This window comes from Sphingobacterium alimentarium, from assembly GCF_004342685.1.
Lineage (GTDB): Bacteria > Bacteroidota > Bacteroidia > Sphingobacteriales > Sphingobacteriaceae > Sphingobacterium > Sphingobacterium alimentarium.
This window is the reverse complement of record NZ_SMBZ01000008.1, coordinates 17603-40458: the sequence shown is the minus strand read 5'-3', so window position 1 is coordinate 40458 and position 22856 is coordinate 17603. Positions and strand designations below refer to the sequence as shown.

Genomic DNA, 22856 nt, shown 5'->3' with positions numbered 1-22856 from the left:
TAAGAGACCAGATAAACACGAATCCATGAATATTATGAGAAAATCTATTTTAGGGGCATTTGCTTTGATTCTTTCGCTAAATGCTTTTAGTCAACAAAACCCAGTCTTTAGTGGCAATTATGCCGATCCGGAAGCCATTATTTATAACAATACATATTGGATCTATCCGACCTACTCTGCGCCATATGACGAACAGATAAAATTTGACGCCTTTTCGTCTAAAGATTTGGTGACATGGACCAAGCATCCCAATATTCTGGATAATAAAGAAGTAAAATGGGCGAAGCGTGCAATGTGGGCTCCTTCAGTTATTGAGAACAAGGGGAAATATTATTTCTTTTTTGCAGCCAATGATGTACATCCCGGAGAACTGGGTGGCATCGGTGTGGCGGTAGCAGATCGCCCAGAGGGTCCTTATAAAGATTTATTGGGCAAACCGCTCATCAATGATAATATAAACGGCGCACAGCCAATTGATCAATATGTGTTCAGGGATAAAGATGGGACTTTCTATATGTACTACGGGGGTTGGAAACACTGTAACGTGGTCAAGTTGAGTGATGATTTCACGAAACTCCTTCCGTTTGATGATGGAAGCTACTACAAGGAAGTTACCCCTAAAGATTATGTAGAAGGACCTACTATGTTTATTCGCAATGGCAAATATTATTTTATGTGGTCTGAAGGAGGCTGGACGGGTCCAGAGTATAAAGTGGCTTATGCTATTGCTGACAATCCTCTGGGGCCATTTGAACGCATCGACACCATTCTAGAGCAAGATCCCGAAGTAGCCACGGGTGCTGGTCATCATTCCATCATCAAAGTACCTAATGAAGATAAATACTACATTGTATATCACCGTAGGCCCTTAGGCAAGACAAGTGCACATGACCGGGTGACCTGTATTGAGGAAATGAAATTCGACAAAGATGGTAAGATATTGCCTGTTAAGATGACGTTCACGGGCGTCAAGCATCCGTTAAAATAAAGGCTTCTTACCTCGCTCCTACTCAACCTTTAGTATTTCGGCTTTTTGACAAAAGCCGAAATATATTTTAAAATTCGTTACTATTAAATCCATTCTCTACATTTAAATTGCCATCCTTGGCGATTAGGGCTAATATCTCACTCGAAGTAAACGTGGAATTATAAATTTTAATTTTCATGTTGTTTAATTCAATGATAACATGCTTACCTTCTTGATAGACAGCCTTCAGTTGGGAGAGATCAAAGTTAATGTTCGTCGGTAAATTGGTCATGGTAGCTCTTTAAAACTGTATAAATTTCGTAAAAAGAAGTGTATAATCCTTACGGGAAACCCTCATACATAAATTTTAGCTATAAGCGAACCTTTCTCCATATAAAACTTTGACACAAGATGATTAATTTTATAGGTATATAAATCAAAAAGAGCGAAACATATCTACTCATGAGCAACAACGACATATATGATTTTAGGAAAGCAACATCAGAAGATGTGCAATCTGTGTGGCAAATTATTGTACAAGCTATACAACGGCGCAAAGCTGAAGGAAGCTTACAATGGCAAAACGGCTACCCCAATCAGGAGGTCATCGCTCAGGATATCGCAAAAGGTGTGGGATATGTACTGTGCGCGGGCAACAAGGTTATTGGCTATACGGCCGCACTACTCAATGATGAGCCCGAGTATGCTCGATTAAAGGGTGAATGGCTGACGGAGGGTGACTTTATTGTATTTCACCGTGTCGCCATACATGATGATTATCTTGGTAAAGGACTAGCCAAACACATGCTGTTGTGTATTGAAGATGTAGCGCGGCAGCAGCAGATCACTAGCATCAAAGCTGATACGAATTACGACAATCTCGCGATGTTGAGAATATTCGAAAGCTTAGGGTATGCGTATTGTGGTGAAGTGACTTTCAGGGGAGATAATGTGCGAATGGCTTTCGAGAAAGTGTTTACTGAATAGGAGAATAAAGCTAGTTATATTAAAGGGATACGAAAGGCACTTTAATCGCTGATGTACATTTTTTTTATTTCTAATAAATCGGCTGAGTTTCGGATATAATTGAGTTTTTGTTTTTTGAAAACCATATAAGAGGCTCTTTTTTCACTTTCCAGAATATACTTATAAAATTGCTTGAAATATTCCTTCCGTTTTTTCTTATCCTGTGTTTTCTTTGAATTAATATATTGAGCGGCATTTTTGTTGACCGATATATGAACATTCTTTTCTACATCTACGGACATATCAATCAACGGCTCTTCGAACCCACTTACGAAAATAGAATAGGATAATACATTATTACCTTTATCAACAATAAAACCTTGAATTACCAAGTTCCCCAACTCAATACTTTCTACAAGAATAAGTTTATTCATAAAGCGGAAATTAGCACAAAATAATATGTGATGGACTTTGGTTAGCTTGGGCAGTTAATAACTCCCCTATCCATATATAGATATATTAAATATAATAAATCATTTATGAAAAACAAATTATAACTCACTAGAATTTAAAGAATTAGCTAGCATTAGCTACAATAAAATATTGCATCAAAAAAGCCCAATCAAAATTTGATTAGGCTTTACTTTATCATGCGATAGAATTATACTTCTAATAATAAGCGAGCAGGATCTTCTAGCAATTGTTTCACACGTACTAAGAAGCTTACAGACTCACGACCGTCAATGATACGGTGATCGTACGACAATGCGATATACATCATAGGACGAATTACCACTTGACCATTCTCAGCGATAGGACGTTGTACAATATTGTGCATACCTAAGATCGCTGATTGAGGCGCATTGATGATTGGCGTCGACATCATCGAACCGAACACACCACCATTTGTAATAGTGAATGTACCGCCTGTCATCTCATCGATAGTTAATTTATTATCACGAGCTTTAGTCGCTAAATTGATGATTTCTTTTTCAATACCTTGTAATGAAAGTGAATCCGCATTACGGATAACAGGAACAACCAATCCTTTAGGTGCTGATACAGCGATCGAAACGTCTGCGAAGTCCGAATAAACGATTTCATTCTCTTCGATACGTGCATTCACTGCAGGCCATTCTTTCAATGCTGTAGTCACCGCTTTGGTGAAGAATGACATGAAACCAAGACCTACGCCATGTTTCTCTTTGAAAATATCTTTGTATTTTGCTCTCAGATCCATGATAGGCTGCATGTTCACTTCGTTGAATGTAGTCAACATAGCCGTTTCATTTTTCACAGACACCAAACGCTTAGCGATAGTTTTACGCAGTGAACTCATTTTCTCACGACGCTCATTACGCGCGCCCGCTACTGCTGTAGGAGCTGCCGCTGGAGCTGAAGTTGCTGGTTTTGATTCAGCTTTAGGAGCTGCAGGTTTAGCTTGTGCTTTTTCTGCATCTTCTTTAGTGATACGGCCTTCTTTGCCCGTACCTTTTATTGTCGAAGGATCAATTCCTTTTTCTCTTAATATTTTTGCGGCAGCAGGTGAAGCTGTACCGGCAGCATAAGAGTCAGGATTTTCTGATGCTTCTTCTGCTTTAGCCGCTGGAGCAGCAGATTCTGCAGCTGCAGGAGCGTCAGCTTTTTTATCACCAGCAGGAGCATCACCATCTTCAATGGTACATACTACAGCACCGATTTCTAACGTATCACCTTCTTGTGCGATGATACGAAGAATTCCAGCTTTCTCTGCAGGCAATTCAAATGTAGCTTTGTCTGATTCCAATTCGGCAATGTTCTCGTCCATTTCGACGTAATCGCCATCTTGTTTTAGCCATTGGGCTAATGTTACTTCGGTGATTGATTCACCTACTGTAGGGACTTTGATTTCTAAGCTCATGTGTTTATTCGTTAAAACCAACGTTGCAATATTACTTATTACAACGCCAGTCTTTTATTTTTGTTTATGCAAATGCTTTATTAATAATTGCTTCTTGTTGCGCAACATGTTGTTTCATGTAGCCTGTTGCAGGGCTTCCGCTTTCTGTTCTAGCGATGACATCGGTAAATTCGATATCTGTTCTTCTGAACTTGCGGCAGAAATGAGGCCATGCACCCATGTTTTCATTCTCTTCCTGTACCCAGATGAACTCTTTTGCTTTGCTATATTTCTTACGGATAGCTTTCAATTGTTCTACTGGTGATGGATACAATTGTTCGATACGAACGATAGCCACATCTGTACGTTTTTCAGCTTGTTGACGATCCAATAATTCGTAGTAGATCTTACCTGAACAGAACAATACGCGTTTTACAGAAGCCGCTTTTACCGCAGCATCATCAATTACTTCTTGGAAGTTGCTGTTTGTAAAATCATTTAATTTAGAAACCACTTTTGGATGACGCAACAATGATTTCGGTGTAAATACCACTAATGGCTTACGGAAATCACGTACCAATTGACGACGCAATAAATGGAAATAGTTGGCCGGTGTAGTACAGTTAGCAATGATCAAATTATCATTTGCAGACAGCTCCAAGAATCTTTCGATACGGCCTGAAGAGTGCTCTGGACCTTGACCTTCCATTCCATGAGGAAGCATCATCACTAGACCATTCGAACGTTTCCATTTGGTCTCTGCCGAACTCAAATATTGATCGACAACAATTTGTGCTCCGTTGTAGAAGTCACCAAACTGTGCTTCCCATACTGTCAAAGCTTGTGGATTAGCCAAAGCATAACCGTATTCGAAACCTAGAACACCATATTCCGAAAGTAGGGAGTTGTAAATATTGAATTTGTCACCACCTTTGATTTGTGCTAATGGTGCATATTTCTCTTCTGAATCTTCTAAAGTCAATACCGCATGACGGTGCGAGAATGTTCCACGTTGCACATCCTGACCCGAAATACGTACGCGTTTGCCTTCATTCAATAAAGTCGCATACGCCATCAACTCGCCCATCGCCCAATCGTAAGAATCTTTATCGATCATCGCTGCGCGATCTTCATACAATTTAGAAATCTTGCGGAAGAATTTTTTCTCTTTAGGTAGAGAAGTAATTTCTTTTGCTAATGACAAGAATGTGTTATCGTCAACTTTGGTATCAACTTCCTTGAAAATATCAGCCTTTTTAGCTGGACGTAAACCTTTCCAAGCTCCACCAAACATTGGCACCTCATCTTCCAACACTTCAACAGCTTTCGCTGCATCCAATTGTGTCTGTAGATAGTTTTTGAACTCTTTCTCTACCTCTTTAGCGTAATTTGCATCGATTGACCCCTCTTCTATCAATTTCTTCGCATACACATCTTTTGGATTTGCATGTTTTTCAATCAATTTGTAAAGTAGAGGTTGTGTAAACTTAGGCTCATCCGCTTCATTGTGACCAAAACGACGGTAACACAATAAATCGATGAATACATCAGTTTTGTATTTTTGACGGTATTCTACCGCTAGATTAATCGCATATACTACCGCCTCAGCATCATCACCATTCACATGGAATACCGGTGAAGATGTAATCTTAGCTACATCTGTACAATACGTACCTGAGCGGGCATCTTTATAGTTGGTCGTAAAACCAACTTGGTTGTTGATTACAATGTGAATAGTACCACCTGTTTTGTAACCATCCAATTTTGACATTTGTGTCAATTCGTATACAATTCCTTGACCCGCGATAGCCGCGTCACCATGAATTAAGATAGGTGCAATTTTAGAAGAGTCACCATCGTATTTCATGTCTATTTTAGAACGTACGATACCTTCCACGATAGAACCTACAGTTTCTAAGTGAGATGGATTCGGTGCTAATGACAAGTGGATACTTTTACCGCTATCCGTTTTGATATCTGAAGAGTAACCTAAATGGTATTTCACGTCACCACCAAATTGCAATTCAGAATCTTCTTGCTTGTACATTTTACCTTCAAATTCAGATAAAATAGTTTTGTATGGTTTGCCCATGATGTTTGCCAATACATTCAAACGACCACGGTGCGCCATACCGATCATAAATTCTTGAACACCTAAGTCAGCACCTTTTTCAATAACAGAATCCAATGCAGGAATTAAGCTCTCTGCTCCTTCTAGAGAGAAACGTTTTTGACCTAAGAATTTTGTACCCAAGAAGCTTTCAAAAACGACAGCTCTATTGATTTTTTGCAAGATGCGTTTCTTTTGATCTACCGTATAATTCGGTTTGTTGCGATCTGCTTCCATGCGGTCTTGCAACCACTTAATTTTTTCTGGATTACGAATATATTTAAATTCCGCACCGATTGAACGACAATATGTCTCTTCGATCATCTGACGGATGTCACGCAATTTAGCGGGACCCAAGCCGATCTCAATACCTGCATTAAACACCGTATCCATATCCGACTCGGACAAACCAAATGTTTCCAACTCTTTGCCTGGATAATACTTGCGACGCTCACGTACAGGATTCGTATCTGTAAATAAGTGACCACGGTCTCTATAACCGTGAATCATATTCAATACGTTGATTTCTTTTAGCGCGTGTTCTGAAACATTCTCATCTTCAACCACTACGCCCTCAGAACTCTGACCAAATTCAAATCCTTCGAAAAATTTTTGCCATCCAAAGTCTACAGAATTTGGATCTTGTTTGTAGGCTTGATATAAACCGTCAATGTAGCTTGAATCGGCGTTACTCAAATATGTAAGTTTATCCATTATTTTGTTATCGTCTAAATAATTTGCCAAATTTAGCAATAAAAAAGCAGTTATTCGTATTGAAATTGAAGATTTTGCCTTACAAAATTCAAAGTTTGGTAGCAGAAATATTTTTGGCTTTTATGGATAATTTTTCCATTAAACCTCTTGCTTTTTAGCTTTTTTAATTCTTAACCAATTCTCTTCTGATCGGTTGTTTTTCACGCTGGTACCCTGCCCCGCAATGTGGGACCAATACCCATATATCGTAGCGGGCGCATAATCTATGAGCTGCTGCTCAAAATATGCTGCACCTGTCAACCAGGGTTGATTCAGTTCGTATACAAAATACAATGCCACATACTCCCGTTCGGCACGTGTCAGCATCCCTTCATCATGCAGCTTAGTAAGCAATGTATTCGCATATTCATCTTCTGTTTGTGCCTGGACAAAAGATTGAATTACTGCTTCATTACTCTCCGCTTCCTTCTCATCTTTGAAATAGCAGTTGGAAAATTTCTTGACCATGAATCTGTAATAATCCCGCCAAAACAACCCATCCACAATATGCGCTATTTTCTTTTTGTTCTGCACGGACTCATGTTTGGTTAAAAAATGATAGGTCTCTGCTGCCGACAACACACCCAGTGCCAAATACGGTGATAATGTGGTATACAAGTCTTTGCGATTATCGGGATGTGAAAGCACATTTTTTAATGCTTCCTGAGCTGCTCCTTCGCCATAATCCTTAATATCATATTGAAGTGGAAAAGGGAAATCCGTTTTTTCGAGATGTGGTGGTATGGAAATACTTTGCAAGTCCGGTAGACATGCGCGTACAAAACTTTCCTTTACTACCTTCTTTTTAAATGTATTAAAGTCGTTAGGAATATCGCGTATAGGAAAAGGTAAATCCTCCTTATGAAACAAGGTATGACCGATGAAATGACGCAAATTGCGCTTCACTTGCCATAATGATTCTTCTACGATTTCGGAAATGCGCGTTTCGCGCTGTGCGACTTCGCGGTGGTGGTAGACCTCATCCACCTCGTACTTTTGTACCAATTGGGGAAGTATCTCTTCAGGATAGCCTTCATACGTTAACAAATCACCTCCCAGCGATTGGAGTTTATCTTTTAATGCGGCTACTGAATGTACGATATACTCATGTCTCAGCTCCCCAGTGTTCTTAAAACCCTGTCTACCTTGGACATAATAGCGGGGATCGAAAATATAAACAGGAATTACAAAAGCGGATTTTTCTACGGCACTGTGCAAAACTTCATTATCAGCTATACGCAAATCATTTCGAAACCAAACTAATATTACCTTTCTACTCATTATAAAATCTTGCGAAGTCCCCCTAGATCTAGATCTAGAATTGTTACTTCGTAAAGATATTGTTTTATAACGATAAAGATTCAAAACATATCCAATATTTACACAATTCTAACAATATTTGGAAAAACAAAATAAGGCAACCTGAGGTTATAATTATAAATGAAATTAGTGCGGGAATAGAAATGAATATATTAGTTTGTGGACTTAACTCCTATTTGGGAAAATCGAGTTTAATATATCTTCAAGACGATCACAACTTGGTCCACGGTATTGTGCGGGATGCCCATCTTTTGACAAAAAAAATCAAAGGCAAGGTCAATGCACAATTGCATAATTTAGATATGATACGGTATAATCCCGATAAAGTAACTTTCACACTACCTCAATGCGAGGTGGCTTTCTATTTCACCCAGTCACCCGAGCTCTATGATCACGTGGGTGCCAATTATGAGTTGCTGTCCCTTCGTAATTTTATACAGTTTTCACAACGCAACGCTTGCAACCGCATCGTATATATAGGTACCATCTATGATCGTAAATACCTGAGGGCGGTAGAAAAACTTTTTAAAGAAACGGAAGTTAATTACACCATCGTGCTGAAAGATATTGCTATCGGTCAAGGCACTTCCTTTGAAGAGTTTATGCGCAAAATGCTTCAAAGGCGTTTTATCTATCTTTACAAACCTCACAAAAAAATTCAAGTTAATCCTGTTAAGTTACCCGATCTAATGGACTGGCTGCGCAAAACGGATTGGTCTGTGCAATATATAAATACTAACATTGAATTTTCGGGAAATCAAACCTATGAACTCGAAGAGCTTATGTTGTTGTATGAGGAGAAGTATGGGAATAATAAAAGACATACCATCGTGCCTATCCATAATAAGCCGCTAGTGAAGTGGTGCAACAAGTATCTATCCGGTATCCCCTACGATCAGTACGCTCAATATATCGTCGAACTGTGTGAACGGGAAGACCTGGATAATTTCAAATGGAAAAAAGTTACTTCGCCTATCAGGTGGTCAGCCTTAGAAAGCATTTAACGTCTATCACCGATAAAGTCAAATAATCTGCTATTTTTGTAGTTCACAAAGACTACGAAAATCATGGGATACCCTAGTTTAGCAGCCTGTGTAGCTGATTTAGAAAAACACGGTCATTTAGTACGCATCAAAGAAGAAGTAGACCCTCATTTGGAGATGGCAGCCATACACATGCGTGTATACGATGCCCAAGGTCCTGCTTTGTTATTTGAGAACATCAAAGGTTCTGAATTTCCAGCTGTATCCAACTTATTTGGTACTTTAGAACGCTCGAAATTCATGTTTCGGGACACCCTAGACCACATCAAAAAATTGGTTGATGTGAAAATGGATCCTACCGCCGTACTTAAAAATCCCTTTCAATATATCGGTTCCTCGGCTGTAGCTTTAGGTGCGCTTCCCTGGAAAAAAAAGTCTGGAGCCCCGATTCTCTATGGCAAAACACAAATCAGTAAACTACCTCAGATAGTCAACTGGCCCATGGATGGCGGAGCATTTGTCACGATGCCTCAAGTATACACCGAAGACATTTCCAAGCCCGGCATTATGAAAGCCAATCTAGGTATGTACCGTATACAGTTATCTGGAAATGACTATGTACAGGATAAAGAGATCGGTCTGCACTATCAGTTACACCGCGGAATAGGTGTACATCAGCAGAAAGCCAATGCCTTAGGCAAACCGCTAAAAGTGAGTGTTTTCGTAGGAGGTCCTCCTTCCCATCCATTATCTGCGGTGATGCCATTGCCAGAAGGCCTTTCCGAAATGATTTTTGCAGGTGCACTGGGTAATAGACGCTTCCGCTATTTCTACGATGATGAAGGGTTCTGTATTTCCGCAGATGCGGACTTTGTGATAACAGGAACGGTCTATCCAAATGAGAATAAACCCGAAGGGCCTTTTGGGGATCATATCGGTTATTACAGCTTGGTTCACGATTTCCCACTAATGAAGGTGCACAATGTGTACCATAAAAAGTATCCTATCTGGTCATTTACCGTTGTAGGACGTCCTCCGCAAGAAGACACGAGCTTTGGCGCTTTGATACATGAGATTACAGGTTCTGCTATTCCTCAGGAAATTAATGGCCTAAAAGCCGTACATGCCGTCGATGCAGCAGGCGTACACCCACTCTTATTTGCTATTGGCCGTGAGTCATACACACCTTACCAACAAGTCCAAAGACCACAGGAAATCCTTACCATCGCCAATCAAGTATTGGGTAAAAATCAATTGAGCCTAGCGAAATACTTATTTATTGCGGCAGCAGAAGATAATCCGCAATTGGATATTCATGATGTAGAAGGATTTTTCACACATATATTGGAACGCATCGATTTGACCCGTGATCTGCATTTTCAAACCAATACCACTATCGATACCTTAGACTATACGGGTGATGGGTTGAATGCGGGTTCGAAGGTGGTAATAGCTGCTGCGGGTGCTAAAAAAAGAGAATTGGCCAAAGAGATTTCTGCCTCCCTCGACTTACCGCGACCTTTCAACAAAGCCAAACTGGCCCTACCGGGAATTTTGGTCGTAGAAGGTGCCGATTTTACAACGTATGCAAACGAGGAAAAGGTGTTGGAAGATTGGACCTCTGCAGCTAAGTACGTAAATTTTGAAGGCATTCAACTGATTGTATTAGTCAACAATGCAGACTTTGCAAGTGCCAATGAAAACAATTTTGTGTGGGAAACATTTACAAAATCTAATCCTGCATATGATATTTACGGCATCAAGTCATTCACCCAATTCAAACATTGGGGATGTCAAGGTCCGGTCATTATCGATGCGCGACGCAAACCGCATCATGCACCTGACTTAATAAAAGATGAAACCGTGGAGCGTAATATTGAACGCTTAGGCGTCAAAGGCGCTTCTCTGCAAGGAATAATATAATTTATTATACAAAGAGCCATCCTCACCCGATGGCTCTTTGTATTTGTGTTAAATATTGTGAAAAAATAAAATCGCGTGATGCATTTTTATAACTTAAGGTCATTCACCTAAAGTTATGAGAATTTACTGGTTTGCCTATCGACAATTATTACCTGTCAATATCCCTATTTCTGCGGTATTGAGTATTGCTAATCCAACCTACTACCCTTTTGTATTTGCTACATTTGGATACTTTTGCACCGCATTTCTTTATCAATATTTTTATCGTAACAGCTGGATTCTATACCTTAATATTGGTTACAGCAAGTCCAGCATGATATTGGGAACTTTCTTTATCAACTTATTCTTTGGACTCTTAGGCTATGCTATACTATGGACGGTACTATAAAACAACTGTACGCAGATTCAATCGCGTTTTCTTATGATGTTTCTGAACCCGTGCTGACGGGTGTCTACATCCAGTGTCATGCAGGGGAAGTTGTAGCCTTACTGGGAAGAAATGGTTGCGGCAAATCCACGTTAATGAAAATCATATTTGGCACCGTCAAACCGAATTTTGGATATATAAAGATTAACGACAAGCGTTATACCAAAGGTTATCTATCGAAAGAAGTCTGCTATCTACCTCAGCATAAATTTATGCCCAGCTATCTACATGTGAAGCAAGTAATTCGCTTAATGATCAAAGACGCTAGCAAAAGGGAAACTCTATCACAAGATGAAATAATCCGAAAAGTAATTAATCAAAAAATTGCGGAACTTTCTGTAGGGGAACAGCGCTATCTGGAACTCATGCTGCTGCTTCAGCAGGATGCTGACTTTTACTTGCTGGACGAACCTTTCTCTGGGGTAGCTCCGCATATGAAAGAAAAAATACAGCAGCTCATCCGTACCCATCTCCCAGACAAAGGATTTATTATATCAGATCACCATTACAATTCCGTGTTGGATATCGCCAGCAGAATTGTTCTACTGCAGAATGGAGGATGCCGAAGCATACATACGAAGAAAGATTTAGAAACGTTTTACGTGCCCGAAGGAACTTTTGATGAGTAGGAAATAACTAGAACTTTCACAGATTAACCCTATCACACAATTATATCGCATCCTATTGCTTAGTTTTTTTATATTCGTAAGGATTATTTGCAACCTCATAACACGAATATAATCATGATAAAAACAATTATTCTGGTGGGTCTTGGAGGCGGACTTGGTAGTATATGTCGCTACCTTACTTCCTTTCTTCTGAATAAGTATTTTCAATCGACGTTTCCTATAGGCACATTTGTGGTTAATATCGTGGGATGTTTGCTAATAGGGTTGATATTAGGACTTTTTGAACGACAGTATTTGTCGAATCCGCAATTGAATTTCCTGCTCATCACGGGCTTTTGTGGAGGATATACAACATTTTCAGCTTTCTCCGCAGAAAACATACATTTATTTCAATCGGGCCATACGTTGACAGCATTTTTATATATCGGTGCAAGTATTTTTATTGGACTATTAGCCATGTGGTTAGGGCTTAATATCTGCAAATGGTACTGAAAAGCACGATTAATTTTTTAGGTGAACTTTTTCTATTTTTGTCAAAACCATAAAACATGAATTTATCATACATCGGAGTCACCATACTTATTTTTTTATTTTCCTGTTCAGCTCAAGTTTTTGCCCAAGAAGTGGGGACTAAAATCGATTTCTTTGGATATGCTGACAATAGAGAGTACAAAGCACCTCACACTATCGATAAAACGTTTTTTGGAACAACACTTTCGCCTCAACTTTACCTTAAGCTGGATCAAACCCACCAAGTTGTAGGAGGAATACATTATAATCAAGATTTTGGAATTAATTCTGAAAACAAAAAGAAAGTTAACCCCATAGCTTACTATAATTACAATACAGAGCGCATTGATTTTGGCATTGGATTCATTCCGCGACACGAAAAACTAAAAAACATACCCTTACTTGTGCTCTCGGATACCCTACACTATGATCGGCCCAATATCGAAGGCATGTATTTTAATTACAAAAGCCAAACCTTCCATCAAGCGGTTTTTATTGACTGGTTGAGTAAACAAGGTACAGCAAATAGGGAAAGATTTATAGTCGGTATATCCGGGCATTACAAATTTGGAAAAGCTTATCTAGCGAATGATGGAGCACTGTACCATAATGCACTGACAAGCGTTGAAGATCCTGATGTGCATATTCAGGACAATGCGGTACTTGTTTTGCGCTTAGGACTGGATTTTAGTGAAAATACATTCTTGGATTCGTTGACCGTGGATGCAGGTGCAGTATTGGGGTTTGACCGTGTACGAACAGATTACAGCAACCAAAGCAAAGCCTTTATTAACAATATACATCTTGGTTACAGAAATTTCTTTGTGCACAATACCCTTTATTTGGGCGATGCAATCAATTTACCCTATGGCGATTCATTCTATCACCGTGATAAATACAATCGATTAGATCTGGGCTGGATACCTTTCAAAGGAAAGCATATTGATGGTAAATTTACCGCTTCTTTCCATTTTCGTCAAGGTGGTGTGGATAATCAACAGGCCTTTACTCTTCGCTATCGATTTGATCAATCGCTTTGGAAGAAGTAATACAAAAAGTTCTTTTAGTAGCACAAATATTTATATTGTTCCGCTCTATGCCGCGGAGGCATAACACTTTTTTTAAAAAAAGTGTTCAAAAAATCGTCGCTTAAAAATTTCACAACAATGTATCACTATACCTACTCTTTCGTGAAATTTTGTGAGGCGACATTTTAAGTGTTTGTATGGGAGTTGCTGTGAGTTTTAGAATACTTATCCCAAAATCTTTAAAAACTAAAAATTCCATCTACGTGTTTTTAAACGGAAGAAATCAGGGAAAAGGACATAATCCTTGTCTGAATTATTGTATTTTAGTATAAATCAATCGCATCTATAATGGAGGGCATATTAGATAGACAAAAAGCAAAAATCAAGAGAGCTGCCAAGCTGATGCAGATCCTTACGAAATATGGATTTGAAGATTTTAAAGCCAAACTGGACAACAACAATGCTGAAGGCAGCGACAATAAACATATTCAAGATACTGCTTTCTATGAGCGGGTAAGGCGTGCCATCGAAGAGTTGGGACCGACCTACATCAAGTTTGGACAAACGCTGTCTACCCGTGAGGATTTATTTCCTATAGCTTTAATTAAAGAATTCAAAAAGTTGCAGGACAATGTGCTGCCGGAAGAGATTGATTTAATAGCGCACATCGAGAGTGAATTACAAATCTCTGTGCCAGACTATTTCTCCGAAATAGACAATACGCCGATTGCGTCTGCTTCAATCGCTCAAACATACAAAGCTAAACTGCAGACGGGCGAACAGGTCATTCTAAAAGTCAAACGTTCGGGCATCAAGGATATCGTACATGCGGACCTCCTTCTGATGAAGGACATCATAGAGTTGCTTACCAACTATTATTCTGTAGTTAGGGAAATCAATCTTAAACATGTGTTTGACGCTTTTGCCAAGAGCTTGCAAGAAGAGCTTTCCTTCATCAATGAGCAAAAAAACATTCAGCTTTTTGCCCGCAATTTTAGGGAGAATCCCGATATCATAACCATGCAGGTATATCCAGAATTGAGCAATGACAATCTGCTTTGTATATCCTTCATTGATGGGGTCAAGATTAATGATAAAGAAGCCATTATCGCGCAGCAGCAGCATCCTGAAGATATCCTGGATAAGTGCTTTAATCTGTATTTGAAGCAAATGCTGGAGCATGGTTTCTTCCATGCCGACCCACATCCTGGAAATATCTTTGTCACGCCATCCGGCAAAATTGCATTCATCGACTTGGGGGCAGTAGCCAAAATGTCTCCGAATGACAAAGATTTGCTGGAGGATTTTGTCGTTTATTTTATTTATAAAGATGCGCAGCGATTGGTTAATACCCTCAAAAAAATGGCTTTGCACGTAGACATACAAGATGAAAAGCTGCTCATGCGAGCTTTCCAAGAGATGTTGGACATCATTAATACTCATTCGCTCGAAGAATTGGATATAAGAGCTCTTTTCAGCAAATTCTCCCATCTGCTAAATGACAACAACATCATTATGCCCGAACATGTGTATTTGCTGGTCAAAGGTGTCGTTTTGATGGAAGGCATCGGACGGGAATTATCGCCGAGCATTAATATTGTGGATAAAGTGAAGCCCTACATCAGTAAAATTGCGACACAGCGTATCTCTCCTCAGAAAATATTGGAAGATAATGTGGGCACACTTTGGGAAATACGCAGATTGCTCCACTCAGCACCTCAACCTTTTTCTTCGATAATTGACCGGGTCAATCAAGGGGAATTTAAGGTGGATGTGCAGCATCGTGAATTTGAAAAATATAGAGCTCAAGAGCTTAGAAACAACTCCTTAAACCGTATGCTCTGGGTTTCCTCTTCCTTATTTATCGGGGGGTGCATTGTAACTAGACTCGAGCAGACAAGCTATTGGGGCATCTCACTGCTTTCATGGATATTATTTACGCTTGCTCTATTGGTGTTTATAATACTCTTACTGAAGAAATATAAGTTGAATAGCTAATATTCAACTTATATTCTCATTCAGAAGATTCTATCTTTTGTTTTTACTACCCCAGAAGTACAATTGTGAGTCAATAAACCGAAGAAGTAAACTTTTTGAAAAATCTTTTTGCAACATTGATGCATTTAATTTGCAACATTGATGCATTTGTTATAATTTTGTTGCGCAGTACAATGCAACAGAATATATGAATCGACACATACTTCTACTTATATACATTTTTACGATTGCTATTACCGCAAACGCGCAATCCAATCTACAGCTCACTGGTAAAATCATCAATGCAGTTAGCCAAGAAGTAGTTGCACATGCGCATATAGGCATAGGCAATCAAGTTACTGTGTTGTCTAATCATAAAGGTGAGTTTCAATTTCGGGGATTGTCTTCAGGAACGCTGAATTTAGACATTTCTCATGTGGCCTATCAGCCGCACAAAATCAGCGTCGATCTAGTCAAAGACAGCATCGTCCAGATCTATTTGATACCTAAATTCAATTCCCTTGAGGAAGTCAATATTGAGAAAATAAGCCCGACAAATCAGGCACATACTTTACAAGCAGATGTCCGTATAGAATCACAGGGCAAAAATCTGGCTGATGTTTTGGCTGATATCGCTGGGGTTAATGTACTACGCACGGGAAACACCATCGCCAAGCCCATGATTAATGGATTATACGGCAATCGTATTATTTTATTGAACCAGGGTACGCGGCACGAAAGCCAGCAATGGGGTTTGGATCATGCTCCGGAAATTGATCCTTTCGGGCATGGGAAAATTTCAATTTTAAAAAATGCCGAAGCACTTCGATATGGTGCTGATGCATTGGCGGGACTTATCGTACTCGAGGATGCGCCAATAGTGCAAAATAAATCCCTTAGTGGGTCCATAAATATGGGAGCGCATAGCAATGGAAAAGGCGGATATTTAAACAGCCAAATCCAAGGCAGGAAAAATCATTTTTCTTATCGCTCCGGGCTAACAGCATTGAAAGCAGGTAGTCTCCGCACTCCTGATTATATCATTGGCAACACTGGTAAGAATGAATTACAGGGTAATGTCCTAGTCCGATACCAACGTCAAAAAAATGATATATCCATTTATGCGAGCCACTTTGGAACCGAACTCGGAATATTCCAAGGTGCCCATACAGCTACAAAAGAGGATATATTTGCACGTATAGCGCATGGAAGACCATTAGAGACATACGATTTCTCCTATTCTATTTTGACGCCTAAACAAAGGGTGAGCCATCAATTGGCGAAACTGACCTATCAGTACCAGATTGATGACAACAGTAAAATACAGACATACTATAGTATACAGCAAAACCATCGTCGTGAATATGATCTTCGCCGGGTGGAATCCGACAATACACCCATGGCTGATATGGTATTGACCACACAACAGATGGAGGCTGTATACCAGACTTCCAATACTCAAGTTGGTATCTTCGGATCCACACAAGTCAACAACAATACAACGGGAACGGGCACAACACCTATTATCCCAAATTTTGACAATCATAATGTTGCCGTATTCGCTAGCCATAAAGTTCCCTATGGCCGCAACTATATTGAATTGGGAGTACGGTATGATTACAAATATTTTGACGCAGCCGGATATCGCTTTGCTTATGACCAAATAGCAGAGGATGGATCGATTCCACATTTTCTTCTCCAGGATCAAAGGAACTTCAATAATGTTTCTGCCGTTCTGGGAAATACTTGGCGCTTAACGCCTGAGTTGCTCTGGAAAAGCAACCTATCCTTAGCTTGGAGAGCGCCTTCTGCCAATGAATTGTATAGCGATGGAATACACCATGGCACAGGAACATATGAAATAGGAAATATTAATTTAAAAAGTGAAAAAGGGCTGAAATGGGTCAATACCTTCACTTATAGCAACAATTGGCTGCATCTCAATGCAGATATTTTCGGCCAACGTATTGCCGACTTTATTTACAGCCAGCCCAACCCCGATTCTGTACGTCAGACTATTCGCGGAACCTTTCCTATTTTTCAATATCAACAGGACAATGCATTATTCTACGGCGTAGATCTGCAAACTGCCATGCAATTGAACCCATCATGGAGTTATGATATTGCTTTCTCTCTTGTTCGCGCCAGAAATGTATCACAAGATAGTTATTTGCCCTATATTCCCGCAGAACGACTTCAGCATGCTGTGAAGTATCAGTTTGCCAGTGAAACACCTCATACAGCTTATATCAAGTTGAAGCATCAATATCAAGCACGTCAGACGCGGTATGAGCCGAATTCAGACTTCGCTCCACCTCCACCGAGTTACCATACTTTTGATGCAATTGCCAGCAGCAATTGGAGATTAAAGGCAGAAAGAAGTTTAGGCATCGTATTATCCGTAGAAAATATATTCGACACTGCATACAAAGACTATTTGGATAGATTTCGGTATTACAGCCACAGCATAGGAAGAAACACAACACTTAAAATTAACTATACATTCTAAAACGATTTATAATCATGAAAAACTACATTTTATTAGCACTTATCAGCGTTTTCACATTTTCGGCATGTACAAAAGAAGATCCAGTACCTGAAGTGGATCAGGAGCAACTAAGCACGGCAACATTGACTTTCACGCCCGTGGAGAAAGAAGTAATTGATGGAAAAACGGTCTACACACCTATCGTAGGAGAAGAAACCAGCAGTATTAAATTTGAAGGTCCTTCTTATAAGCCAGAAGTCGGCGCACATTTACACTTGCATGTGGGTGAGACATATAAATTAGAGTTAAAGACGACAGACTTCTATGGTCGTGAATCCCAACAAACATTTTTGAATCGCGCGGATAATCATCAGGCCTTTTTATTGGGAGCAGACGACAGCGTATTGGATTTTGAATACGGTGACGAAAATAATGTAGGAATCACGGCATATATTACCGTTAAAAAAGCAAGCAACACGCTGCAATTGAACTATATTATGCGTCATTTGAGTTCCAACGCCAAACAACAACTTAAAGCATCAGATTGGAACAACAGTTCCATCAAATTAGGTGAGGTTGACCTGGACTTACGCTTTGATGCGCATCTTGTGGAAGAAGATCACGAACATTAATATTAAAAACTAATTTGAGTTTCGCTTAAAAATTATATTTTTGCGGGATACACCTGCGTAGTTCAATGGATAGAATATCAGATTCCGGTTCTGCCGATGTGGGTTCGACTCCCGCCGCGGGTACATACATAGCCTTCTTAGTTAACTAAGGGGGCTTTTTTAATTTTGTAGGAACTGAATAGACTGTGGGAAAAGAGGTCGTTTTGGCTAATCTATATTAAATAAGAAAGCCTAAGAAATTCGAGCGAATTCTTAGGCTCCTAAAAACCTCTTTCGAGGTAAATCAACCTAAACCTTATGCAAAGGTAAGTAATTGATATTGTATATACCAAATGTTATTTTGTCGACAAATAAAATTATTACCTATAAGTTTATAAACTGCTACTTTCTAAGCAGAAAAAAAAGGTTTTCAAACGGGGAGAATGAAAACCTTCGATAACCAATTATAAACCTAAATTATGATGACACAAAGATAGTGTACTTTATACACTTTTACAAATACTTTCCGAAAAAAAAATTACATCTATTATATTTTTGATAATTGCACACTTGTAAACAATTAAATTTACATAAAAATTTCACCTATAGATATGAAATTGCAAATGGCTTTTTTTTCATTTTATGAGCTAGTTTCAATGGTTTTAGCTATCAACCTATCGCAATAGACCAATCAATAATAGCAGGAATAATCACTTTTATATTGCATTGTAACATTTTAATTACATCATAAAATTATTGATTTTTTGCTTCTATTTAAAATCATCCCAGCACTAGACCTTCTCCTCTACTTTGCGTATTTTTGTAAAAAACTAAAATATGTTTACAGGTATTATCGAAACACTGGGCGTCGTAAAATCGATTCAACGCGATCAGTCTAATATACATTTTCATATAGAGTCGGCAATCTCCAACGAACTAAAGATTGACCAGAGTGTATCGCACAATGGCGTGTGTCTGACTGTCGTGGATGTGCAAGGCAATCAACATGTGGTAACTGCTATCGACGAGACATTACAAAAAACAAACCTAGGTGCTTTGAATCCTGGAGATATTGTCAATTTAGAACGCTGTACACAAGCTAATGGTAGATTTGACGGTCATATCGTACAAGGGCACGTCGATCAGACTGCAGTATGTATCGAGCGTATCGATCAAAATGGCAGCTGGTTATTCACTTTTCAATACGATTCTTCTCAAAATAATATAACCGTAGAAAAAGGATCAATCACTGTCAATGGTATCAGCCTGACCGTAGTGAACTCACAAAACGACCGATTTTCTGTGGCGATAATTCCGTACACCATTGAACATACCAATCTACAGCAGGTACAGGTAGGTACGACGGTCAATATAGAATTTGATATTGTCGGAAAGTATATTGCAAAATTAATGGCTCTTAGAAATTAAGAGCCATTAATTTTATTCGAGATAACTACCCTGCCGCATCAGCAGCGCACGATACTTATTAAATACAGCTGATTTGGATATAAACCCAAGATAATTACCATTATTGTCAATAACTGGCAATATCCAGACATCCTCCCTATTCATTTTTTTCATCACGATATCCATATTTTCATTGACATTTATGATATCGTTCGGCTTTTGGGCCAAAGTTGCAAAATTTCGGTTTGCGCCTTCTTCTTCACCCAATAATATCGCAAACAAGCGTTCACTGTATATGATTCCCAAAAATTTGCCGTCAGCCTCTACGATCGGAAATATGTTACGTTTGGAATGTATAATATCTTTTTTACGCTCTGTCGGTGTTTCTTGCGGGCTAAGTTTAATAAAATTGGTCTCAATCACATAGCGCAGCTTCATCATACTCAAGACAGAGCGATCCTTATCTTCATAAGAAATTAAATCACCTGATTCGGCCAGTACCTTGGTGTAAATAGAATGATGCATACCATTGCGATTGATCAGGTATGAGATAGAAGTAACTATCATCAGCGGCACCATCAAGGCATAACTTCCCGTTACCTCAGCAATCAAAAACACCCCCGTCAAAGGCGCATGCATAATACCACTCAACGCCGCAGCCATACCAGCCATCACAAAATTAGGCACATTAAGTTGCATCAATCCTGTCATGTTAATACCATAGGCAAAGGCAAAGCCCAGCAAGCCCCCCATCACCAAACTTGGACCAAATACACCACCATTACCGCCACTATTCACGGTAACCAAAGCTGCCAGCGATTTGGCAAATAATGTAAGAACCGTATAAGCAACAATCACCCAACCAATATCACGGTAGTCCGCAAATAAACTATTTTTCACAATCGCATTGAACTGTCCATCTAACAGTTGCTGAATAGTCAAATACCCTTCACCATACAGTGCTGGAAATATAAATATCAATACACCCAAGGATAAGCCACTCACCCATACCCGCATATAAGGGCTATGGATATTGCTATATAATTTCTTGATATACTGACTGAATTTCGAAAAATAAATGGTGTACAGACCTACGATTACCGCCAATAAAATATAGAATAAGAGTGCGTTTACCTCCCAACCTGTGACACTCGTATAGAACAGTGGCTCGCTGTATAATATTTTGGAAACTACAGCGGCCAACGCAGATGATATCAATAATGGAATCAATACTGGGATAGAAAACTCAGTAAGCAGGATTTCTATGGAAAAGATCATTCCGGCAATTGGGCTATTAAATGCCCCTGATATACCAGCAGACGCACCACAAGCGAGCAACATAGTTACTTCTTTATAGCTCAATCCGAAAAAACGACCAATGTTGGAGCCTATTGCCGCACCACTATGCGCTATAGGTGCTTCCAGTCCGGAGGAACCACCAAATCCTACTGTCAGCGCGGAAGTCACAATTTGGGAGTACACATTATGCGGCTCGATACGGCTTGATTTACGCGATATAGCATAGATGATCGGTGTTATTCCATGCTCAAATTTCTTTCCTCGTAATACTTTTCTTAAATATATCACTGAAAGCAATATCCCTATCAAGGGAAATATCAAATACAACGAATACTTATAATGCCAATCAATATCGTCTTGTAAAAAGGAAGCAATCCAATGGGTAAGCCCTTTCAGCAAGGAAGCCGCGATGCCACCTACGATACCCACCACAAAAGCCAGAATAATGATAAAATTTCGATTCGAAACTTTCTGCATTCTCCACTTATTCAACTGCTGTAACTTAACTGAAAATCTTTTCATCGTATCTCCTATAAATCAAATCCCATTACTTCCTTCTTTTTCTTAGACTTGAAACGTTCGGGTATGATATCTAAAATTTCTTTTATGAGTGTATGTACGGCTTGTTTTTTCACGAAATTTTGTGTGGTCACCACCGATATTTCACGTACCGGCTCTGGCGATTTGAAATAACGAACATGTGCAATTTCGTCCTCATTGTAATTTCGGATACTCATCTCGGGCAATATGGTCACACCAGAATTGATATCGACCATACGTTTGAGCGTTTCCACTGATCCGGTATTGTATTCAAAAGTGCCTTCTAAACCATAATTATGTTTATAATTGCAGATGTTCAATACCTGTCCACGCATACAGTGTCCTTCATTGAGCAGCCACAATTTTTCTTCACCAATATCCTCCGTGCTCAAAGATTTCTTTTGGTACAGGGCGCTTTTTTCAGAAACATAAGCCACAAAGGTTTCGTAGAAAATCGGAGTTTCCACGATACTGGATTCGCTCAAAGGCGTCGACAGTATCCCACAGTCCAGGGACCCCTGTTTCAACTCATGCACGATACGTTCGGTTGTGTATTCCCAAATCTGCAGCTTTACCTTTGGGTATTTTTTTAAAAACACCGTTATCACATCCGGCAGCAGATATGGTGCGACCGTCGGAATGACACCTACTCGAAGTTCTCCCTCTAGCTCTCCTTTTTTTACTTGTAAAATTTCGTTGATCTTTTGGCTTTCTATTAATACCGTACGAGCTTGCTCAATGATTTTAAGTCCTACTTCTGTAGGCACCACCGGTTGACGACTTCGATCAAATATTTTAACCCCTAGAGATTCCTCCAATTTTTGGATCTGCATACTCAAAGTGGGCTGAGTTACAAAACACTTCTCCGCAGCAGCAACAAAACTTCTATAAGTATCCACTGCGACAATATATTCCAATTGAACTAAAGTCATCGTATAAATTTTTATTATACAAAGATAGAAAAGATATAAGCAAAACCGGACTCGAATGGGTATTAATGTCACACAAAAACTCCCTAAAGCTTAGAAAGAATTAGTAT

The 22856-nt window shown here is 39.3% G+C and carries 19 protein-coding genes and 1 tRNA gene; 13 read left to right on the top strand and 7 right to left on the bottom strand.

All coding sequences use genetic code 11. The features are described 5' to 3' along the window. Positions 1-34: 34 nt before the first annotated feature. Complete coding sequence (locus tag EDC17_RS04655; protein WP_132776985.1) at positions 35-988, top strand: glycoside hydrolase family 43 protein; 954 nt, start codon at positions 35-37, stop codon at positions 986-988. A gap of 67 nt (positions 989-1055) precedes the next feature. Here the strand turns inward: EDC17_RS04655 and EDC17_RS04650 are convergent, their stop codons facing one another. Then, positions 1056-1259, bottom strand: coding sequence for a hypothetical protein (locus EDC17_RS04650; protein ID WP_132776984.1), 204 nt, complete (start codon positions 1257-1259; stop codon positions 1056-1058). A gap of 170 nt (positions 1260-1429) precedes the next feature. Between EDC17_RS04650 and EDC17_RS04645 the strand changes: the two genes are divergently transcribed. After that, entirely contained in the window at positions 1430-1954 is a 525-nt protein-coding gene (locus EDC17_RS04645) for a GNAT family N-acetyltransferase (protein WP_132776983.1), read from the top strand. A gap of 41 nt (positions 1955-1995) precedes the next feature. Here EDC17_RS04645 and EDC17_RS04640 read toward each other — a convergent pair whose 3' ends face one another. The 4 genes from EDC17_RS04640 to EDC17_RS04625 all read right to left on the bottom strand — a co-directional run bounded on the left by EDC17_RS04640 (position 1996) and on the right by EDC17_RS04625 (position 7956). After that, positions 1996-2367 carry a hypothetical protein gene (locus EDC17_RS04640; protein ID WP_132776982.1) on the bottom strand — a complete coding sequence of 124 codons (372 nt, stop codon included), beginning with the start codon at positions 2365-2367 and terminating at the stop codon, positions 1996-1998. 227 nt (positions 2368-2594) lie between these two features. Next, positions 2595-3833, bottom strand: coding sequence for a 2-oxoglutarate dehydrogenase complex dihydrolipoyllysine-residue succinyltransferase (gene odhB, locus EDC17_RS04635; RefSeq protein WP_132776981.1), 1239 nt, complete (start codon positions 3831-3833; stop codon positions 2595-2597). Positions 3834-3897: 64 nt separating this feature from the next. Further along, on the bottom strand, positions 3898-6636 hold the full coding sequence (locus EDC17_RS04630) for a 2-oxoglutarate dehydrogenase E1 component (RefSeq protein ID WP_132776980.1): 2739 nt from the start codon (positions 6634-6636) through the stop codon (positions 3898-3900). Positions 6637-6774: 138 nt separating this feature from the next. Further along, the gene (locus tag EDC17_RS04625; RefSeq protein WP_132776979.1) at positions 6775-7956 is read right to left on the bottom strand and encodes a deoxyribodipyrimidine photo-lyase; all 1182 of its coding nucleotides are present in this window, start codon (positions 7954-7956) and stop codon (positions 6775-6777) included. Between the two features lie 182 nt (positions 7957-8138). Here EDC17_RS04625 and EDC17_RS04620 point away from each other — a divergent pair, with 182 nt between their 5' ends. The 11 genes from EDC17_RS04620 (at position 8139) to EDC17_RS04570 (ending at position 19999) form a co-directional block, all read left to right on the top strand. Further along, complete coding sequence (locus tag EDC17_RS04620; protein ID WP_132776978.1) at positions 8139-8999, top strand: Rossmann-fold NAD(P)-binding domain-containing protein; 861 nt, start codon at positions 8139-8141, stop codon at positions 8997-8999. 63 nt (positions 9000-9062) lie between these two features. Continuing rightward, a complete protein-coding gene (locus EDC17_RS04615) occupies positions 9063-10901 on the top strand; it encodes a UbiD family decarboxylase (RefSeq protein WP_132776977.1) in 1839 nt (612 codons plus the stop codon). A gap of 115 nt (positions 10902-11016) precedes the next feature. Continuing rightward, positions 11017-11289, top strand: a complete 273-nt coding sequence (locus EDC17_RS04610) for a hypothetical protein (RefSeq protein WP_132776976.1) — start codon at positions 11017-11019, stop codon at positions 11287-11289. Further along, the gene (locus EDC17_RS04605; RefSeq protein WP_132776975.1) at positions 11274-11957 is read left to right on the top strand and encodes an ATP-binding cassette domain-containing protein; all 684 of its coding nucleotides are present in this window, start codon (positions 11274-11276) and stop codon (positions 11955-11957) included. The genes EDC17_RS04610 and EDC17_RS04605 overlap by 16 nt, the downstream gene beginning before the upstream one ends. Before the next feature lie 114 nt (positions 11958-12071). Further along, entirely contained in the window at positions 12072-12449 is a 378-nt protein-coding gene (gene crcB / locus EDC17_RS04600; protein WP_165894363.1) for a fluoride efflux transporter CrcB, read from the top strand. Between the two features lie 56 nt (positions 12450-12505). Next, the gene (locus EDC17_RS04595) at positions 12506-13516 is read left to right on the top strand and encodes a hypothetical protein (RefSeq protein ID WP_132776974.1); all 1011 of its coding nucleotides are present in this window, start codon (positions 12506-12508) and stop codon (positions 13514-13516) included. A 327-nt stretch (positions 13517-13843) separates the two neighbouring features. Continuing rightward, a complete protein-coding gene (locus tag EDC17_RS04590; protein ID WP_132776973.1) occupies positions 13844-15493 on the top strand; it encodes an ABC1 kinase family protein in 1650 nt (549 codons plus the stop codon). A gap of 187 nt (positions 15494-15680) precedes the next feature. Next, on the top strand, positions 15681-17981 hold the full coding sequence (locus EDC17_RS04585; protein WP_132776972.1) for a TonB-dependent receptor: 2301 nt from the start codon (positions 15681-15683) through the stop codon (positions 17979-17981). Between the two features lie 14 nt (positions 17982-17995). Continuing rightward, positions 17996-18592: a hypothetical protein gene (locus tag EDC17_RS04580; protein WP_132776971.1), complete on the top strand. Its 597-nt coding sequence runs from the start codon at positions 17996-17998 to the stop codon at positions 18590-18592. Between the two features lie 51 nt (positions 18593-18643). Beyond that, positions 18644-18715, top strand: a tRNA-Arg gene (locus EDC17_RS04575). Between the two features lie 693 nt (positions 18716-19408). Further along, complete coding sequence (locus tag EDC17_RS04570; RefSeq protein WP_132776970.1) at positions 19409-19999, top strand: riboflavin synthase; 591 nt, start codon at positions 19409-19411, stop codon at positions 19997-19999. Between the two features lie 12 nt (positions 20000-20011). Here the strand turns inward: EDC17_RS04570 and EDC17_RS04565 are convergent, their stop codons facing one another. Continuing rightward, on the bottom strand, positions 20012-21799 hold the full coding sequence (locus EDC17_RS04565; RefSeq protein ID WP_132776969.1) for a chloride channel protein: 1788 nt from the start codon (positions 21797-21799) through the stop codon (positions 20012-20014). A gap of 8 nt (positions 21800-21807) precedes the next feature. Beyond that, positions 21808-22749 carry a hydrogen peroxide-inducible genes activator gene (locus EDC17_RS04560; RefSeq protein WP_132776968.1) on the bottom strand — a complete coding sequence of 314 codons (942 nt, stop codon included), beginning with the start codon at positions 22747-22749 and terminating at the stop codon, positions 21808-21810. Positions 22750-22856: the final 107 nt, after the last annotated feature.

Excerpts from the sequence above, each read along its gene's own strand:
- EDC17_RS04655 (WP_132776985.1), top strand. The coding sequence starts at position 35 with ATGAGAAAATCTATTTTAGGGGCATTTGCTTTGATTCTTTCGCTAAAT.
- EDC17_RS04650 (WP_132776984.1), bottom strand. The coding sequence starts at position 1,259 with ATGACCAATTTACCGACGAACATTAACTTTGATCTCTCCCAACTGAAG.
- EDC17_RS04645 (WP_132776983.1), top strand. The coding sequence starts at position 1,430 with ATGAGCAACAACGACATATATGATTTTAGGAAAGCAACATCAGAAGAT.
- EDC17_RS04640 (WP_132776982.1), bottom strand. The coding sequence starts at position 2,367 with ATGAATAAACTTATTCTTGTAGAAAGTATTGAGTTGGGGAACTTGGTA.
- odhB (WP_132776981.1), bottom strand. The coding sequence starts at position 3,833 with ATGAGCTTAGAAATCAAAGTCCCTACAGTAGGTGAATCAATCACCGAA.
- EDC17_RS04630 (WP_132776980.1), bottom strand. The coding sequence starts at position 6,636 with ATGGATAAACTTACATATTTGAGTAACGCCGATTCAAGCTACATTGAC.
- EDC17_RS04625 (WP_132776979.1), bottom strand. The coding sequence starts at position 7,956 with ATGAGTAGAAAGGTAATATTAGTTTGGTTTCGAAATGATTTGCGTATA.
- EDC17_RS04620 (WP_132776978.1), top strand. The coding sequence starts at position 8,139 with ATGAATATATTAGTTTGTGGACTTAACTCCTATTTGGGAAAATCGAGT.
- EDC17_RS04615 (WP_132776977.1), top strand. The coding sequence starts at position 9,063 with ATGGGATACCCTAGTTTAGCAGCCTGTGTAGCTGATTTAGAAAAACAC.
- EDC17_RS04610 (WP_132776976.1), top strand. The coding sequence starts at position 11,017 with ATGAGAATTTACTGGTTTGCCTATCGACAATTATTACCTGTCAATATC.
- EDC17_RS04605 (WP_132776975.1), top strand. The coding sequence starts at position 11,274 with ATGGACGGTACTATAAAACAACTGTACGCAGATTCAATCGCGTTTTCT.
- crcB (WP_165894363.1), top strand. The coding sequence starts at position 12,072 with ATGATAAAAACAATTATTCTGGTGGGTCTTGGAGGCGGACTTGGTAGT.
- EDC17_RS04595 (WP_132776974.1), top strand. The coding sequence starts at position 12,506 with ATGAATTTATCATACATCGGAGTCACCATACTTATTTTTTTATTTTCC.
- EDC17_RS04590 (WP_132776973.1), top strand. The coding sequence starts at position 13,844 with ATGGAGGGCATATTAGATAGACAAAAAGCAAAAATCAAGAGAGCTGCC.
- EDC17_RS04585 (WP_132776972.1), top strand. The coding sequence starts at position 15,681 with ATGAATCGACACATACTTCTACTTATATACATTTTTACGATTGCTATT.
- EDC17_RS04580 (WP_132776971.1), top strand. The coding sequence starts at position 17,996 with ATGAAAAACTACATTTTATTAGCACTTATCAGCGTTTTCACATTTTCG.
- EDC17_RS04570 (WP_132776970.1), top strand. The coding sequence starts at position 19,409 with ATGTTTACAGGTATTATCGAAACACTGGGCGTCGTAAAATCGATTCAA.
- EDC17_RS04565 (WP_132776969.1), bottom strand. The coding sequence starts at position 21,799 with ATGAAAAGATTTTCAGTTAAGTTACAGCAGTTGAATAAGTGGAGAATG.
- EDC17_RS04560 (WP_132776968.1), bottom strand. The coding sequence starts at position 22,749 with ATGACTTTAGTTCAATTGGAATATATTGTCGCAGTGGATACTTATAGA.